This window comes from Haloarcula rubra, from assembly GCF_019599465.1.
GTDB classification, from domain to species: Archaea; Halobacteriota; Halobacteria; order Halobacteriales; family Haloarculaceae; genus Haloarcula; species Haloarcula rubra.
In genome coordinates this window covers 207,124-221,005 of the sequence record NZ_RKLR01000007.1, presented here as the reverse complement: position 1 = coordinate 221,005, position 13,882 = coordinate 207,124, and the positions used below count along the sequence as shown (strand labels likewise).

20 protein-coding genes are annotated in these 13,882 nt (G+C 66.8%); 10 read left to right on the top strand and 10 right to left on the bottom strand.

The window, feature by feature from the left end; all coding sequences use genetic code 11:
- Window positions 1–544: 544 nt before the first annotated feature.
- Together EGH21_RS16875 and EGH21_RS16870 are read right to left on the bottom strand one after the other, a co-directional pair.
- Window positions 545–841, bottom strand: a complete 297-nt coding sequence (locus EGH21_RS16875; protein ID WP_220619651.1) for a translation initiation factor eIF-1A — start codon at window positions 839–841, stop codon at window positions 545–547.
- Between the two features lie 152 nt (window positions 842–993).
- The gene (locus EGH21_RS16870; RefSeq protein WP_220619650.1) at window positions 994–1,230 is read right to left on the bottom strand and encodes a UPF0058 family protein; all 237 of its coding nucleotides are present in this window, start codon (window positions 1,228–1,230) and stop codon (window positions 994–996) included.
- 138 nt (window positions 1,231–1,368) lie between these two features.
- Between EGH21_RS16870 and EGH21_RS16865 the strand changes: the two genes are divergently transcribed.
- A complete protein-coding gene (locus EGH21_RS16865; RefSeq protein ID WP_328765694.1) occupies window positions 1,369–2,283 on the top strand; it encodes a prenyltransferase in 915 nt (304 codons plus the stop codon).
- A 346-nt stretch (window positions 2,284–2,629) separates the two neighbouring features.
- Here EGH21_RS16865 and EGH21_RS16860 read toward each other — a convergent pair whose 3' ends face one another.
- The 3 genes from EGH21_RS16860 to EGH21_RS16850 are packed head-to-tail and all read right to left on the bottom strand — an operon-like array spanning window position 2,630 to window position 3,861.
- Window positions 2,630–2,782, bottom strand: coding sequence for a hypothetical protein (locus tag EGH21_RS16860; protein WP_220619649.1), 153 nt, complete (start codon window positions 2,780–2,782; stop codon window positions 2,630–2,632).
- Window positions 2,783–2,833: 51 nt separating this feature from the next.
- Window positions 2,834–3,676 (bottom strand): beta-keto acid cleavage family enzyme, encoded by an 843-nt coding sequence (locus EGH21_RS16855; RefSeq protein ID WP_220619648.1) that lies wholly within the window; start codon window positions 3,674–3,676, stop codon window positions 2,834–2,836.
- The gene (locus tag EGH21_RS16850; RefSeq protein ID WP_220619647.1) at window positions 3,673–3,861 is read right to left on the bottom strand and encodes a hypothetical protein; all 189 of its coding nucleotides are present in this window, start codon (window positions 3,859–3,861) and stop codon (window positions 3,673–3,675) included. Before EGH21_RS16850 ends, EGH21_RS16855 begins: the two co-directional genes overlap by 4 nt.
- A 124-nt stretch (window positions 3,862–3,985) precedes the next feature.
- Between EGH21_RS16850 and EGH21_RS16845 the strand changes: the two genes are divergently transcribed.
- The 3 genes from EGH21_RS16845 to EGH21_RS16835 all read left to right on the top strand — a co-directional run bounded on the left by EGH21_RS16845 (window position 3,986) and on the right by EGH21_RS16835 (window position 7,634).
- Window positions 3,986–4,939, top strand: coding sequence for a ring-cleaving dioxygenase (locus EGH21_RS16845; protein ID WP_220619646.1), 954 nt, complete (start codon window positions 3,986–3,988; stop codon window positions 4,937–4,939).
- Window positions 4,940–4,946: 7 nt separating this feature from the next.
- A complete protein-coding gene (locus tag EGH21_RS16840) occupies window positions 4,947–6,167 on the top strand; it encodes an iron-containing alcohol dehydrogenase family protein (RefSeq protein WP_220619645.1) in 1,221 nt (406 codons plus the stop codon).
- 210 nt (window positions 6,168–6,377) lie between these two features.
- Entirely contained in the window at window positions 6,378–7,634 is a 1,257-nt protein-coding gene (locus EGH21_RS16835; RefSeq protein WP_220619644.1) for an MFS transporter, read from the top strand.
- A gap of 3 nt (window positions 7,635–7,637) precedes the next feature.
- On the opposite strand, the gene EGH21_RS16830 is transcribed toward EGH21_RS16835, so the two are convergent.
- Window positions 7,638–9,056, bottom strand: coding sequence for an FAD-dependent oxidoreductase (locus EGH21_RS16830; protein WP_220619643.1), 1,419 nt, complete (start codon window positions 9,054–9,056; stop codon window positions 7,638–7,640).
- Between the two features lie 48 nt (window positions 9,057–9,104).
- Window positions 9,105–9,353, bottom strand: a complete 249-nt coding sequence (locus EGH21_RS16825) for a hypothetical protein (protein WP_220619642.1) — start codon at window positions 9,351–9,353, stop codon at window positions 9,105–9,107.
- A 99-nt stretch (window positions 9,354–9,452) separates the two neighbouring features.
- Here EGH21_RS16825 and EGH21_RS16820 point away from each other — a divergent pair, with 99 nt between their 5' ends.
- The gene (locus EGH21_RS16820; protein ID WP_220619641.1) at window positions 9,453–9,827 is read left to right on the top strand and encodes a winged helix-turn-helix transcriptional regulator; all 375 of its coding nucleotides are present in this window, start codon (window positions 9,453–9,455) and stop codon (window positions 9,825–9,827) included.
- Window positions 9,828–9,886: 59 nt separating this feature from the next.
- On the opposite strand, the gene EGH21_RS16815 is transcribed toward EGH21_RS16820, so the two are convergent.
- Window positions 9,887–10,072, bottom strand: coding sequence for a DUF7331 family protein (locus tag EGH21_RS16815; RefSeq protein WP_220619640.1), 186 nt, complete (start codon window positions 10,070–10,072; stop codon window positions 9,887–9,889).
- 156 nt (window positions 10,073–10,228) lie between these two features.
- Here EGH21_RS16815 and EGH21_RS16810 point away from each other — a divergent pair, with 156 nt between their 5' ends.
- Window positions 10,229–11,092 (top strand): SDR family oxidoreductase, encoded by an 864-nt coding sequence (locus tag EGH21_RS16810; RefSeq protein ID WP_220619639.1) that lies wholly within the window; start codon window positions 10,229–10,231, stop codon window positions 11,090–11,092.
- Between the two features lie 69 nt (window positions 11,093–11,161).
- Here EGH21_RS16810 and EGH21_RS16805 read toward each other — a convergent pair whose 3' ends face one another.
- Window positions 11,162–11,461 carry a HalOD1 output domain-containing protein gene (locus tag EGH21_RS16805; protein WP_220619638.1) on the bottom strand — a complete coding sequence of 100 codons (300 nt, stop codon included), beginning with the start codon at window positions 11,459–11,461 and terminating at the stop codon, window positions 11,162–11,164.
- 324 nt (window positions 11,462–11,785) lie between these two features.
- Between EGH21_RS16805 and EGH21_RS16800 the strand changes: the two genes are divergently transcribed.
- The 4 genes from EGH21_RS16800 (at window position 11,786) to EGH21_RS16785 (ending at window position 13,427) form a co-directional block, all read left to right on the top strand.
- A complete protein-coding gene (locus EGH21_RS16800; RefSeq protein WP_220619637.1) occupies window positions 11,786–12,196 on the top strand; it encodes a CoA-binding protein in 411 nt (136 codons plus the stop codon).
- 135 nt (window positions 12,197–12,331) lie between these two features.
- Window positions 12,332–12,643, top strand: a complete 312-nt coding sequence (locus tag EGH21_RS16795) for a HalOD1 output domain-containing protein (RefSeq protein ID WP_220619636.1) — start codon at window positions 12,332–12,334, stop codon at window positions 12,641–12,643.
- Window positions 12,644–12,806: 163 nt separating this feature from the next.
- On the top strand, window positions 12,807–13,040 hold the full coding sequence (locus tag EGH21_RS16790) for a BolA/IbaG family iron-sulfur metabolism protein (protein WP_220619635.1): 234 nt from the start codon (window positions 12,807–12,809) through the stop codon (window positions 13,038–13,040).
- Window positions 13,041–13,088: 48 nt separating this feature from the next.
- Window positions 13,089–13,427, top strand: coding sequence for a glutaredoxin family protein (locus EGH21_RS16785; protein ID WP_220619634.1), 339 nt, complete (start codon window positions 13,089–13,091; stop codon window positions 13,425–13,427).
- A gap of 91 nt (window positions 13,428–13,518) precedes the next feature.
- Here the strand turns inward: EGH21_RS16785 and EGH21_RS16780 are convergent, their stop codons facing one another.
- The gene (locus EGH21_RS16780; protein WP_220619633.1) at window positions 13,519–13,692 is read right to left on the bottom strand and encodes a DUF5786 family protein; all 174 of its coding nucleotides are present in this window, start codon (window positions 13,690–13,692) and stop codon (window positions 13,519–13,521) included.
- Window positions 13,693–13,882: the final 190 nt, after the last annotated feature.

Below are 13,882 nucleotides of genomic sequence, written 5' to 3'. Positions count from 1 at the left end.
TAACCCATCGACTCCTACGTCGATGGTGACTACTGTATGGGTCCGTGGGCTCACATCAGATTCCATCTTGACGGCGGACCGCAGGGGTGGAATCCTCATGTTGGGTGGCCCGTCGCCAGGTGGCGACAGACCGTGTCGGCCCGGGGCGACCCGGGGCGACCTTCGCATCATATCCGATGGGAGGGGTATACATAAATGACTCGTCTCGCGGACGCCCTGTGGCGACCCCACATAGCGCATACGTGACGTGAGACCTTCACGTGCACGACCGCCAGACAGTACCGGCAAACACCGAGAAGCAGTCGCCTGTTTGAGATGTCGGAGAAGCGGGCGATGCGTCGTCCCGTAAGCGTCAGCGCTACATAGACGTCATATCTCTCCGGAGACTACGCTCGCGGGCGCGACAGCACGGGTCGAACCGGGCGAGAGAGTACTGTCGGCGAGCCCGACGACGACCCCGCGGCACGCACCGGTCGCTACCGGACGTGGTAGACAGAAAGAACACTCTCTGTGGGAGTCAGCGTACGGCCGCAGAATACGTCAATCAGGCGGTCAGGGAGTCGATGTGGCCCTCGGCCCGGAGCTGGTCGGCGTCCTGACCCTTGTAGCGCCACTCGATGTTCGCCTTCTCGTCTTGCCAGTCCCACGGTTCGGCGAGGACGATGTCGCCCTCGTTGATCCACGTCCGGTACTTCATGCGGCCGGGGATGCGACCCATGCGGTTCTCGCCGTCCTCGCACTGGATTCGGACGTGGTTGCCACCGTTGTGTTCTGTTACGACCGCGAACAGTTCGTCGTCGTTGGGCATCCGGAGGTTCCGTCGCCCTGTATCTTCACTCACACACTAAGTACGTCCCCTCGGCGTATAAAGGAACTGAGAGTTGCGATACCGCGTACCACACGGAGCAACCACGTGAACTACGCCCGTGGTGGAGAGACGGACGCCAAGGTGGTCGAGGAGAGTGTCACTGCAGAACGGCCGCGAGAATCGGTTCAGTCGGCGGTGAGGGTCAGCGGTTCGTCGCTCTCGGCCACCATATCGGAGGTGAGACCGTCGGCGAGAGCGAAGACGGCGTCTTTGTGGTCGGTCTTCGACTTGTGAATCGACGTCGGCTTGACCCCGAGTTCGGCGTACTCGTCGTGCTGGACGGTCGTCTCGGCCTCTGTCTCGTAGTGGTGCTGTACCTGAGCGAGAAGACTATGCAGGTGAATGAGCTCTTGCTTCTTCATGGATAGTACGGGGTAATGGACGAGGGGTTATAGTATTATCTTGCCAATTGTTACCAAGATATGGCCGAAGCAGGGGTTGAAAGGGCCGTCTACCGGGAGATAGTGCCGTGATTGAAGACACGAGTGGACGTACGTCCCGTGACCGACGACATGGCAGTCCCAGACAAGTATCCGCGCGCGTGGGTCCTGTGGAAGAGTGCGCGGCCGAGCCAACTGGCACTCGTGTTGCTCGTCTACGCGCTCGGCGTCGGGATGGAGCGCGCACGAGCGGCGACACCGGTCGTTCCATGGACACCGGTGCTCGCGGGCGCCGGAGTGCTCGTCCTCGTCGCGACCGGCGTCCACTACGCGAACGAGTACGCAGACGTCGAGACCGACAGACTGACCGAGCGCACGCCGTTCTCTGGTGGGAGCGGGGCGCTCCAGCGAACTGGCGTGGACCGTGGCGTCCTCGCGCGTGCGAGTAGCACTGTCGTCGTCGCCGCCGTCGTGTCGTGTGCTGCGATGTGGTGGACCGGCCTGCTCTCGACGAGAGCGCTCGCGTTGCTCGCAGTGATCCTCGGGTTCGGACTGGCGTACTCGCTCCCGCCGGCGGCACTCGTCAGGAGAGGGGTCGGCGAAGTGACGAACGCGGTGCTGGGTGGGTTCTGTCTCCCGCTGTTCGGCGTCGCCGTCGTCGGGAGGGTCACGTGGGCGGTCGCCGCCGCGGTACTCCCGTTCACGATGCTCGTCGGGTGTAACCTCGTCGCGACACACTGGCCGGACCGGGAGGCCGACGCGCGGACGGGGAAGCGGACGCTCGCGGTCAGGTGGTCCGCGCGCGGACTCAGACGCGGGTACTGGACGCTAGCGGCGGGGGCCGTCCTGTCGACGGCCGCACTCGCCGGGACCGTGCTGCCTCCGTCAGTGGTGGCAGGGCAAGCGCTCGCGCTCCCGCTCCTCCTCTGGGGCGGCGTCGTCGTGACTCGACAGCGCTCCCCGTTCCCGGCAGTCGGAGCGATGGTCGTCTACGCGTGTGTGAGCGCGGCCGCGTGGTGGTGGCTGGCGCTGTGAGGTGGGGCGAGTACTAGTATAGAATATTATAATTTGGCCGAAGCCTTTTTCACATCGACCCCACTCCGAGCTTCGATAGTGTACTTCGGACCGTTAACAGCCGTTTCAGGAGTGAGGTGTTGTCCATGAACGACCACGACATTATATCAAAAAGCGAATACTTTTACGCGCCGGGTGTGTAGAGAGAGGTACGATGAACTGGAAACACCCACGAGACGAGACCCGTGCAGCAGCGAAACAGCGCGAAGCCAGTAGCGGGACGCGATGGTCGTTCATCGCCGCCGCTGGCATCGTCGCGTAGACCGAGACCACTTCTTTCAGCGTCCGTCGCCGACGAGCGACAGCGCTACTCTTCGACGGCGTCGTGAGGGCCGACCGGCCCGTGGTTGGGACAGGCCCCGGCGATAGGCGTGTCGTTGAGACAGCAGTGACGCCGCTGTGTCGCGATGAGACCAGTCGTCAGCGGTTCCCCACAGCGCCGACAGCGGAGCGTGCCCATATCACCAGTTGCCCGTGCAGCGTTGTAACACCTGTGTACGGGGCGCGAGCGTCACAGGCCGAGTATCTCGCGGGCCTCGTCGGTGGTCGCCACTGGGCGACCGAGTTCCTCGGCGACCCGGACGACTCGTTCGACGAGCTGGGCGTTGCTCTCGGCCAGTTCGCCGCGTTCGTAGTAGACGTTGTCCTCCAGTCCGACCCGAACGTGGCCGCCGAAGAGGATACCCATGGTCGCGAAGGGTAACTGGTGGCGCCCGAACCCGAGGGTGTTGAACGTCGCGCCGTCGGGGAGGTCCGCGATAGCGGTGAGGAAGTGCTCCGGGCGTGGTCGCGTGAGCGTGCCGGGACCGAAGATGAGCGTGGCGTACACTGGGTCCGCGAGGTCACGGCGCGCCAGCAATCCGTGGACTTCGTTCCGGTGCCCGTCGTTGAACACCTCCAGTTCCGGCTTGATGCCCCGGTCGACCATCTCAGCGTGGAGGGAGTCGACGAGTCCGCGGGTGTTCTCGCTGGTGAGGTGGTCGTAGCGGTTCAGCGGTCCCATGTCGAGCGAGGCCATCTCGGGCGGCGGGTCGGTCCGCAGTGGGCGGTGTCGGTCGGCGTCGGGCGCACCGGTCCCACCCGTCGAGTGCTGGATGACGACGTCGTCCGTGTGCCGGCGGACGGCGTCGTCTATCTCCTGGAAGCGCTCCGTGTCGAAACTCCGTTCGCCGTTCGGTCGCCGAGCGTGGAGGTGGACCACGGACGCACCGGCGGCCTCGACCTCGCCGGCCGCTCGCCCTATCTCCTCTGGCGTCTCTGGAACGTTGGGGTTCGCCTCTTTCCCGTGGACGCCGCCGGTCAGCGCCGCGGTGACGATGACCGGGTCGCCGTCGAGGAAGGCCTCGTAGCTCACTCCTCGCCCTCCGCGTGGGCGCGATATATCTCGCAGTGGGACTCGTGGTCGAGTGCGTACCGGTCGTTACAGATGTCGGCCCGCATGGGCTGGACGAACTCCTCGACGACGGTACAGAAGGCACGGGCTTCGTCGAACGACTGGTCGGCGCTGGTATCGCGATACTCCAGATAGGGACACGGCATAGTGGGTGTAGTGAGTCGGCGGTGTTAACCGTTCACTTGCCCGCGGTGACGTGGTAACCCTCGTGTCCCCCGGTGACACGCGTGAGAGGAAAGGGCCACAAGCACCGGCCGCGTAGTACGGTGCATGTCACCCGAAACGTCCGGGATTCACCACGTCACGGCCATAGCCGGCGACCCGCAGCGGAACGCGAACTTCTACGTCGGGACACTCGGACTCAGGTTCGTCAAGAAGACGGTCAACCACGACGACAGCGGCACCTACCACTTCTACTTCGGCGACGGCGAGGGGACGCCGGGGACGAACGTCACCTTCTTCCCGTGGACCGACCGCGGCCGACAGGGCGAGTTCGGTGCGGGCCAGACGCAGGCCACGGCGTATGCCATCCCGACGGAGTCGGTGGCCTACTGGACCGAGCGACTGGAGTCCCACGGCGTCGACGTCGAGCGGACCGAGCGGTTCGGCGAGACGGTGCTCCGGTTCGACGACCCGGACGGCATCGGCATCGAACTCGTCGCGACCGACGCCGAGACGGAGGCAGTGCCATGGGACGAGAGCCCCGTCCCCGAAGAACACCAGTTGCGGGGGTTCTACTCGGTGACGCTCGCCGTCGACGCGGTCGAACCGACCGCCGAGATACTCGGCGACGTCCTCGGCTACGAACACGAGGCGACGGAGGGCGGACGAGACCGCTACCGCAGCGCGACCGGTGGGTTCGGCTCGGTCGTCGACGTCGTCGAGACGGACGACGGACGTGGTCGGATGGGTGTGGGGACGGTCCACCACGTCGCGTTCCGCGCCGAAGACGTCGCCGAACTCGAGGCCTACCGCGAGGCCTACGAGGAGAAAGGGCTCGGCCCGAGCGATATCATCGACCGCAAGTACTTCACGGCGCTGTACTGCCGCGAGCCCAACGGTGTCCTCTTCGAGATATCGACGATGGGACCGGGCTTCACCGCCGACGAGGACCGCGACGAACTCGGCGAGTCGCTGGTCCTCCCCGAGTGGCTGGAGGACGAACGCGAGGCCATCGAACGGCAACTCCCGGCGTTCGACGGGCCGACCGTCCCCACGGAGTGAGCCACTAATGTCCGACCACCGTGCCGACGACACGGCCGCGCCGTTCCGCTTCGAGTACGACCCCGCGACACTGCGCTACGGGCCGAACTGCGTCGACAGTCTGGCCGAGGAACTGGCCGCACTGAACTGTGAGCGAGCGCTCGTCGTCACCGGGTCGACGGTCGGCGAGACGGCGGCCGTGATGGACCCTATCAGAGCGGGTCTCGGTGACCGACTGGCCGGCGTCTTCGCGGAGACGACGCCAGCGAAGCGACTCGGGACGGCCTACGACGCGCTGGAGCGGTTCCGTGCCGTCGAGGCCGACGCGATAGTCGCCGTCGGCGGCGGGAGCAGTCTCGACGTGGCGAAGGTGCTCGCGACCGTCGCAGCAGCGGACCGTGGACCGGAGACCGTGGGAAGCGAGTTCGTCGAGACGGGGACGATACGGGTCCCGGACGACGGGCTCCCGCCCGTCGTCGCCGTGCCGACGACGCTCGCCGGCGCGGACCTCTCGCAGGTCGCCGGCGTCACGGCCGACCCGGACACCTGTCCCGTCGCGGAACCGGCGAGCGGCGGTATCTCCGACCCGAACCTGATGCCCGCTGCGGTGTGTTACGACCCCGAGGTGGTGGCGACTACGCCGCGCAGCGTGCTGGCCGCCTCGGCGATGAACGGCTTCGACAAGGGCGTCGAGACGCTGTACGCGAGTACGGCGACGCCGGTGACCGACGCGACGGCGATGCGTGGCCTCGACCTGTTACAGGACGGCCTGCTGGCGTTCGGCGAGGGGAACGACGACGACGCGGTGTACCAGCGACTCACGGAGGGCATCGCGCTCGTCCAGTACGGCATCTCCCGCCCGGGCGTCACGACCCTCTCGCTGATTCACGCCTTCGGGCACGGCCTCACGCGCACGTACGAGGTCCAGCAGGGTGCCGCCCACGCCGTCGTCGCGCCCCACGCGCTCGACTACCTGTTCGACGCCGTCGACGGCCGGCGTGACCTGCTCGCGGAGGCATTCGGCGTGGACGATGCCGAGGACCCCGCAGCGGCCGTCGTGGAGAGCGTGGCGGAGGTAGCCGCCGCGCTGGACCTGCCGACGCGCCTCCGTGACGTGGACGGCCCGACACGCGAGGAGTTCCCCCGAGTCGCAGAGGACGTCCTCTCGGACGCGTTCATGGCGAACGCGCCGGCGGGGTTCGACCCGACGCTCGAGGACGTCGAGCGGGTCCTCGACGCCGCGTGGTAGTCCGGCCGTGGTTTCGGTGTCGTTACGGGGTTACGGCCCAGTTGGCCGACGTTGATTACGAGACGGAGCACAGTTACCAGTAGTAACTATCATGGTCGACGGCCAGTCAGGACCGGGCCGCGCGTCGCTCGACTGCTCGCCCACCCCGGCCACGGTGGGCGCCGAAGCCGATACTACCGAGAGGGAGCGGTACGTAGAGAGGAGAGACCGATGACGGCGGAGACCACGGACGGGACGGCGGTCGATACGGCTTCCGCGACGGACGGACGCTGGCGGATGCTCGCGCTGGTCGGCGTCGCAGAGCTACTGGCGATGTCGCTGTGGTTCAGCGCCTCCGCCGTCGCGCCGGAACTGACCGCGCAGTGGGACCTCACCGCGACGGAGTCCGCGTGGCTCACCAGCGCCGTCCAGATAGGGTTCGTCGTCGGCGCGGTGCTCTCGGCGGCACTGACCCTCTCGGACGCCGTCCCGACGCGCTACCTGTTCGCCGCCTCGGCGTTCCTCGGCGCGGCGCTGACCGCGGCGCTCGGCCTCGTCGTCGACAGCGCCGGCCCGGCCATCGCGCTTCGCTTTCTCACCGGCGTCTCGCTGGCGGGCGTCTACCCGCCGGGCATGAAACTCGTCGCCGGATGGTTCAGGGGACAACGCGGCCTCGCTATCGGCGCGCTGGTCGGCGCGCTCACGCTGGGGTCGGCGCTCCCACACCTCGTCCGGGCCGTCGGCGGGGTGGGCCGTCCGCAGTTCGTCCTCCTCGTCGCCGCCGGACTGGCCGCCGTCGGCGGACTCCTCGTCCTCGGGGCACGGCCCGGACCCTACCAGTCGCCGGCCGCGCCGTTCGACCCCGGTGCCGTCCGCCGCATCGTCACCGACCGACCGACGATGCTGGCGAATCTGGGCTACTTCGGCCACATGTGGGAACTGTACGCCGTCTGGACGTGGATTCCCGTCTACCTCGCGGCGAGTTTCGCCGCTCGCGACAGCGCCGTCGCGACGCCGACGCTGGCCGCGTTCCTCGCGTTCGGCACCATCGGCGTCGGGAGTCTCGGCGCGCTGGTGGCCGGCAGACTCGCCGACGGCCTCGGCCGGACCAGCGTCACGGGTGCGAGCATGGTCGTCAGCGGGAGTTTCTCCGTCCTAGCCGGCGTCGTCTTCGACGCGCCGCTGGCCGTCCTCGTCCCCTTCCTCGCCGTCTGGGGGTTCACTATCGTCGCCGACTCCGCACAGTTCTCGGCCTGTGTGACGGAACTGGCCGAGGAGAGCTACGTCGGCACCGCGCTGACCCTCCAGACCGCCGTGGGGTTCCTGCTCACCATCGGCTCTATCCAGTTGCTCCCGATGGTCGCCGAACGGGTCGGCTGGCAGTGGGCCTTCCTCCCACTCGTCGTCGGACCGCTCGTCGGCACGCTGGCGATGTGGCGGCTCAGGAACCTGCCAGCGGCCAGCGCCCTCGCCGGCGGGAACCGCTGAGCGTCAGTCGAGTTCCCCGCGAAGCACCTTCGCCGCGACCAGAACTGGGTCCCAGACCGGGCTGAACGGCGGCGCGTACGCGAGGTCCAGCCGTTCGAGTTCGGCCACCGTGAGGTCCGACTCCAGCGCCGTGGCCAGCGTGTCGATGCGGATGGCCGCTCTGTCGCGGCCCACGATGGACCCGCCGAGGACTCGCCCGGAGTCGCGGTCGGCGGTCAGCGTCACCGTCGTCTCGTCGCCGCCGGGGTAGTATCCGGAGCGTGAGCCGGCGTCGATAGTCACCGAGACGGGATCGAACCCCGCGTCGCTGGCCGCGTCCTCGTGGACGAGGCCCACCCGGCCACACTCCAGTTCGAAGGCTTTCACGACGGCGGTACCGGCCACGTCGCCGACGGGTTCCAGATCGCCGGCGACCGTCTGTCCGATAGCGCGCCCGGCCCTGTTGGCGGTCAGCCCCAGCGGGACCCACGTCGACTCGCCAGTGACGGCGTGGCGGGCCTCGGCGCAGTCGCCGGCGGCGTAGACACCGTCGACCGAGGTGCGTCCGTAGTCGTCGACGGCGACGGCACCCGACTCGCCGAGTTCGACCGGCGTGTCCGAGAGGAGTCGCGTGTTCGGGGCGATGCCGATACCGACCAGCGCGAGGTCGACGGGCACGCGCCCGTCGTCGTGGACCACGGCCTCGACGCCGTCACTGCCGGCCAGTTCGGAGACGGCGGTGTTCAGGTGGAGGGAGACGCCCTGTTCGCGGAGGTGGTCGGCCACGCGCTCACAGACGGCGTCGCCGAACGGCGGGAGGAGGTGCGCCGACCGCTGGAAGACGTGCGTCTCCAGTCCGTGCGCGCGGAACGCCTCGGCCATCTCCACCCCGACGTAGCCGCCGCCGACCACGGCCACCCGTTCGGGGGGGTCGCGGTCGGTGTACTGCTGGACCAGTTCGGCGTCGACGTACTCGACGTCGGTGTCGACCCACTGCTCGCCGGCAGGAGAGAGCGCCGCCCGGACCGCCGCCGCCGAGTCCATCCCGTGCATCGTGAAGGCCATCTCGCGGTCGCTCCCCGGAATCGGGTCGGTGACGGCGTGGGCACCCGTCGCCACGAGGAGGTCGCCGTACGGTTGGTCGAACCGGTCGCCCTCGTGCTCGACCGTGACCGTCTCGGCGTCGGTGTCGACGCCGACCACCTCGTGTTCCCGCCGGAGGTCGATACCCCGGTCGGCGGCGTCCTCGGGCGACAGCGAGAGGAGGTCCGTCAGGTGTTCGACCTCCCCCTTGACGTAGTAGGGCGTCCCGCAGTAGGCGTAGGAGACCCAGCGCCCCTTCTCGAAGACGACGACGTCGCCGTCTGGGTTCTCGCGCGCGAACTTGCTGGCGGCACTGAGGCCGGCGGCGTCGCCACCGACGACCACGAACGGGTCGCTCATGACCAGAGACTCGGTCGGGCGGCACCTAATAGTTCAGTTACGGTGGGGTTACGTAGACGGCGACAGGGCCACCGCGTACTCGTCGCCGAACGGCGACGCTTCGGGGAGGTCGAGTCGGGCGTACACCCCGCTCGGGAGACCGATGTCGGCGAGGACGAGGTCGGCGTCGAGGCCGACGAGCCCCGTCTTCGGGAGTGCGAGCGTCACGACCCGGTCGGGGTCGACCGCGCGCATCTCGGCGGCCGTGAGCGCGGTGACGGAGTCACCGTCCGGCGTCCGGAACGCGTTCGGTTCCATGGCACGACACTCGTGTGCGAATCACGAGAGCAGTTGGTAACTACTAGTTACTCGATTACGCGGTGTAACTATTAGTCGGTGGAGTGCGAACGGCCCCGTATGAGCAAGACGTCGGAGAAACTCGAAGTATGGTGTGCGGGCGAGGACTGGTGTCCCATCACGACGACGGCGACGCTCATCGGGAAGAAGTGGCACCCGGTCATCGTCCACCGGCTCCTCGAGAGCGGGCCCTCGGGGTTCAACGAACTGAAAGAGAACGTCGACGGCATCTCCTCGAAGGTGCTCTCGGACAGCCTCGAAGACTTACAGGAGAAGGGCCTCGTCGACCGCGAAGTCGTCAACGAACAGCCGTTCCGGGTCAACTACTCGCTGACCGACCGCGGCGCGTCGCTCGAACCGGTCATCTCCGCGATGGCCCAGTGGGGCCAGGAGAACCTCCGGGAACCGGACAGCGACGACGACAGCGGTCGCTGAGAGCATCGCGTCCGGGGGTCCCGACGAGGCGTAGCGGGTCGCCGTCGACGCGCCAGCGGTCACCGCCAGTCGTCGAGGTCCAGCGACAGTGTGGCCTGTATCCACGCGTCTTCCGTCTCGGTGTCGTAGAGAATCGTCTCCGCACCGGTCGTGACGTGTCGGTAGCGGTCGTACGTCTCCGTGTGGGGCCCCGTCGTGGGGTACCTGTCGGCCGCGTCGTCGGTGTCGCTGGTGTTCGTAGCCATTGTCGTGGAAGTGGGTTACCTTACACTACTACGTACGGTCTCGTTACGTAAAATCGCTCGGTAACCGCCCGGTTATCGCGTATCCCGACGGCCCGTTCCCGGCCGTGAGGGGAAGTTAATGTGCAGGGGGTCGACGTTCCAGTCGAGTGATACGCCGTGACTGACCCCGAGTTCGACCTCAGCGCGCCCGACCTGACCCACGACGACTTCCTCGTTCTGGAGGACCCGTACTTCGAGGCCGACACCGTCGCCGTCGTCACCGGTGCGGCCTCCGGCATCGGCCGTGCGACGGCGGTCGCACTGGCCGCGAACGGCCTCACGGTCGTCGGCGCCGACATCGACCAGACCGGACTCGACGAGACGGCCGACATCGCCGAGGACTGTGGCGTCGACGGCCGGTTCCACGGCGTCGAGACGGACCTCACGGAGGACGCGGACGTGGAGGCCGTCGTCGACGCCGCCGCCGAGGAGGGCGACGTGCGCTTCGTCGCCAACATCGCCGGCATGCAACACATCGCGAGCATCCCCGAGTTCCCGATGGAGAAGTACGACCTCCTGACGGACGTGATGCTCCGGTCGCCGTTCAAGATGGCACAGGCCGCGATGCCGCACCTCCGGGACACCGACGACGGCGTCGGCGCCATCGCCAACATGTCCTCGGTCCACGGCCACTACGCGACGACGGACAAGGCCGCCTACATCACCGCGAAACACGGTATCACCGGACTGACGCGTGCCATCGCCGCGGAGGGCGACGGGACGCTCCGCGGGTTCTCGGTCAGCGTCGGGTACGTACTGACGCCGCTGATGGTGAACCAGATCGAGGACACAGCGGAAGAACGAGGCATCTCCGAACGGGAAGTCGTCGAGGACGTGATGCTCGGACAGGCCCGGACCAAGGAGATGATGGCCCCGGCGGAGGTGGCGAACCTGTTCGTCTTCGGTTTCTCCAGCCACGCGAGACACCTCAACGGCGGGGACCTGCTGTTCGACGGCGGCTACACCCACACCTACGAGTGACGGCGAGTCAGGACGACACCGTATCGGCCAGAGAACGAGTCGAGCAGGACAGTCGGGACGCCGCCAGACTCACCGCTCGGTCCCCGTTCGCTGTTGGACGAACAGATAGCCGTCGGAGTCGATTCGAACTCGCACACCGGTGTAGGAGAACGCGAGCTGAATCGAATCGGACGGGTCTCTCGTGAGGAGCGACTCCAGCGCGTCCGGGTCGATGGCGTCGTTCAGTGGCGGGAGGTCTGTCACGTCCTCACCCGTCTCGTCGGCGACGGCCTCCAGGAGTGACGTCGTCAAGTCGCCGACAGACGACCATTGGGCTCTGCGCGACTCGTCGGCGTCATCTTCGTCTGTCGATTGTGTGTCCTCTGACATAGCGTTCGACACCGTGCGTACCGGGTGTATTTCTGATACACGACATTGTCAGACCGGAGTTAAATCAGTTTTGTAAGCGGCACGCGACAGCAGGTAGCCGTGACGGACGCCCGAGTCTCGTCGAGCACCCACTCGAACATCGCTGCCGGTCGACCACCGGACCTGTCGGACGCCCCACTCTCCCGACCTGTGGTCTCGAATCGGCACGTCTGCGGGCCGTCGTCATCGACGGAGACGCGGGGACGCAGCCGACGAGAGTGCGCTCGCCAGTGGTCGCCGCGCGACGACCGCCAGTTTTTATCGCCGGCCGGCGTACCGTGGGGTATGCCAGTCACTGACGACGAGGAACTCCGCGAGATACTGGGGCTGAATCGGGTCGCCGTCGTCGGGTGTTCGGCCACGCCCGGGAAGGACGCCCACAAGATTCCGAAGTACCTCCTAGAGCAAGGATACGACGTCGTCCCGGTCAACCCGTTCGCCGACGAGATATTCGGCCGGGAGGCCTACGATTCGCTCGCCGACGTCCCCGGGGAGATAGACATCGTCGACGTGTTCCGGCCGAGCGAGGAGGTCGGCGACATCGTCGACGGCGTCCTCGAACGCGACGACGTACAGGTCGTCTGGCTGCAGCTCGGCATCCACGACGACGACGCCGTCGAACGGGCCGAGTCGGCGGGCCGCCGGGTGGTACAGGACCGATGTATGAAGCCGACCCACCAGCGACTTCTCGGGTAGCTACGTCGCCGTCTGAGCGCCGCTCTGCCGGGTTATCACCGTTCCAGCCACCGGCGTCAGACGGCTCTTTCAGCGCGTGAAAACGCTAGACCCTTTTGATTAGGACCACAGTCTAAGACTGGGTTAGAACAGCAAATGACGAGCATCGAAAGTTCAGATGGCGGGGGCAAAGCGATTACGGCGGACGTAGACGGTACGCAACCGGTTCGTCACCGGTTCGACTGGGACGAGATTCCACCGAGCGAGGCGGTCTGCCGGGCTATCGGCGTCGCGATGAACAGTGACCCGACGGAAATCGGGCCGCTGTACGAGACGGTGGACCTCGAAGCGATAGACGGCCTCCTCCGCTCTGCCGAGGACGACATCGAACTCTCCTTTACGCACGCAGGACTGCTGGTGGTCGTCCGCGGGTGCGGCGAAATCGTCGTCGACCCGGTCGAGAACTGACCGGTACCGTCGGCCGGTGCCGACCACTCGGGGGCCCACCCGACCGGGACTCGGCGGACACCGCGAGTCCGAAACGGTCGGGACGCCTCGGCACGGAGTCCCGTCGTCACGTCGCCGTGTGCGGAAGCCAACTGTTTTCCTCGCCGGGGACCTGACCGCTGATATGGACGCCGACGAAGTCGCGGCACTCATCGAGGCAGAGATTCCGGACGCAGCGGCGACGGTCACGACGCCGCGGGACCCCGACGACGACAAACACTACGCCGTCGACGTGGTGTCGCCGGCCTTCGAGGGGAAGTCCCTCGTCGACCAGCACCAACTCGTCCACGACGCCCTCGGCGAGCACCTCACCCGGGACATCCACGCCATCGAACTGACCACCTCGACGCCCGAGTGACCCGACGGCGGCGGTAGTCATTTCCCTCCCGACGTGTTACGGGGACCCATGAGCTTCGAACCCGAGGAACTCTCGCGCGAGGAAGTACAGGAGAAAGTCGACGAGACCATCGAGAACAACGAGGTGGCGCTGTTCATGAAGGGCACCGAGATGATGCCCCAGTGTGGGTACTCACGGAAGGCCATCGGCCTCATCCAGCAGTACCGCGACGACGTGGCGACGGTGAACGTCCTGACGGCCACGGAGGCCTACCGCGAGGCGCTCTCGGAGTACAGCGGCCGCGAGACCATCCCGCAGACGTTCGTCGACGGCGAGTTCGTCGGCGGGAGCGACATCCTCGAACAGTTAGACGAGAACGGCGACCTCGAAGCGACGCTGAACGCCTGACTGGCGACCCATCGCTGTCCGGTTCTCACAGCCTCGTTCGCTTCTCGAAAAACGCCGAAACAGTCGCGGCCGCCGCGGGTATCGCTGGTCGCTACTCGTCGTCTTTGATGTCGCCGAGCTTGTCGACGAGATCGCTCGTCGACGCCTCGGTGTCGAAGGAGACCTCGCCGTCGTGGTCGTTCTCGTGGACGGTGACGCCTTCGCTGTCGTCTGTGTCTACGTCCTGGTCTTTCTGTTCGGACTCGTCGTAGCTACCAAAACCCATGTGTGAACGATGGTGTGTCGCCCACTAAAATGGGACGGTCGCTCCGCTCGTCGGCGCACGGTATCGCGTCACACGTCGGCTTCCGGTCGTTTCGGTCGTCGTCTCGGGAAGCAAAGGTTCTTATCCGTGGTCGCACATCCCCTAGATAACGACATTCGATAGCCGTTGTTCTTCGACGGCCGAAGTCTTC

Coding starts and splice junctions, on each gene's coding strand:
- EGH21_RS16870 (WP_220619650.1), bottom strand. CDS start 1,230: ATGAAGAAGCAAGAGCTCATTCACCTGCATAGTCTTCTCGCTCAGGTA.
- EGH21_RS16860 (WP_220619649.1), bottom strand. CDS start 2,782: ATGGGCACGCTCCGCTGTCGGCGCTGTGGGGAACCGCTGACGACTGGT.
- EGH21_RS16850 (WP_220619647.1), bottom strand. CDS start 3,861: ATGCCGTGTCCCTATCTGGAGTATCGCGATACCAGCGCCGACCAGTCG.
- EGH21_RS16845 (WP_220619646.1), top strand. CDS start 3,986: ATGTCACCCGAAACGTCCGGGATTCACCACGTCACGGCCATAGCCGGC.
- EGH21_RS16840 (WP_220619645.1), top strand. CDS start 4,947: ATGTCCGACCACCGTGCCGACGACACGGCCGCGCCGTTCCGCTTCGAG.
- EGH21_RS16835 (WP_220619644.1), top strand. CDS start 6,378: ATGACGGCGGAGACCACGGACGGGACGGCGGTCGATACGGCTTCCGCG.
- EGH21_RS16830 (WP_220619643.1), bottom strand. CDS start 9,056: ATGAGCGACCCGTTCGTGGTCGTCGGTGGCGACGCCGCCGGCCTCAGT.
- EGH21_RS16825 (WP_220619642.1), bottom strand. CDS start 9,353: ATGGAACCGAACGCGTTCCGGACGCCGGACGGTGACTCCGTCACCGCG.
- EGH21_RS16820 (WP_220619641.1), top strand. CDS start 9,453: ATGAGCAAGACGTCGGAGAAACTCGAAGTATGGTGTGCGGGCGAGGAC.
- EGH21_RS16815 (WP_220619640.1), bottom strand. CDS start 10,072: ATGGCTACGAACACCAGCGACACCGACGACGCGGCCGACAGGTACCCC.
- EGH21_RS16805 (WP_220619638.1), bottom strand. CDS start 11,461: ATGTCAGAGGACACACAATCGACAGACGAAGATGACGCCGACGAGTCG.
- EGH21_RS16800 (WP_220619637.1), top strand. CDS start 11,786: ATGCCAGTCACTGACGACGAGGAACTCCGCGAGATACTGGGGCTGAAT.
- EGH21_RS16795 (WP_220619636.1), top strand. CDS start 12,332: ATGACGAGCATCGAAAGTTCAGATGGCGGGGGCAAAGCGATTACGGCG.
- EGH21_RS16790 (WP_220619635.1), top strand. CDS start 12,807: ATGGACGCCGACGAAGTCGCGGCACTCATCGAGGCAGAGATTCCGGAC.
- EGH21_RS16785 (WP_220619634.1), top strand. CDS start 13,089: ATGAGCTTCGAACCCGAGGAACTCTCGCGCGAGGAAGTACAGGAGAAA.
- EGH21_RS16780 (WP_220619633.1), bottom strand. CDS start 13,692: ATGGGTTTTGGTAGCTACGACGAGTCCGAACAGAAAGACCAGGACGTA.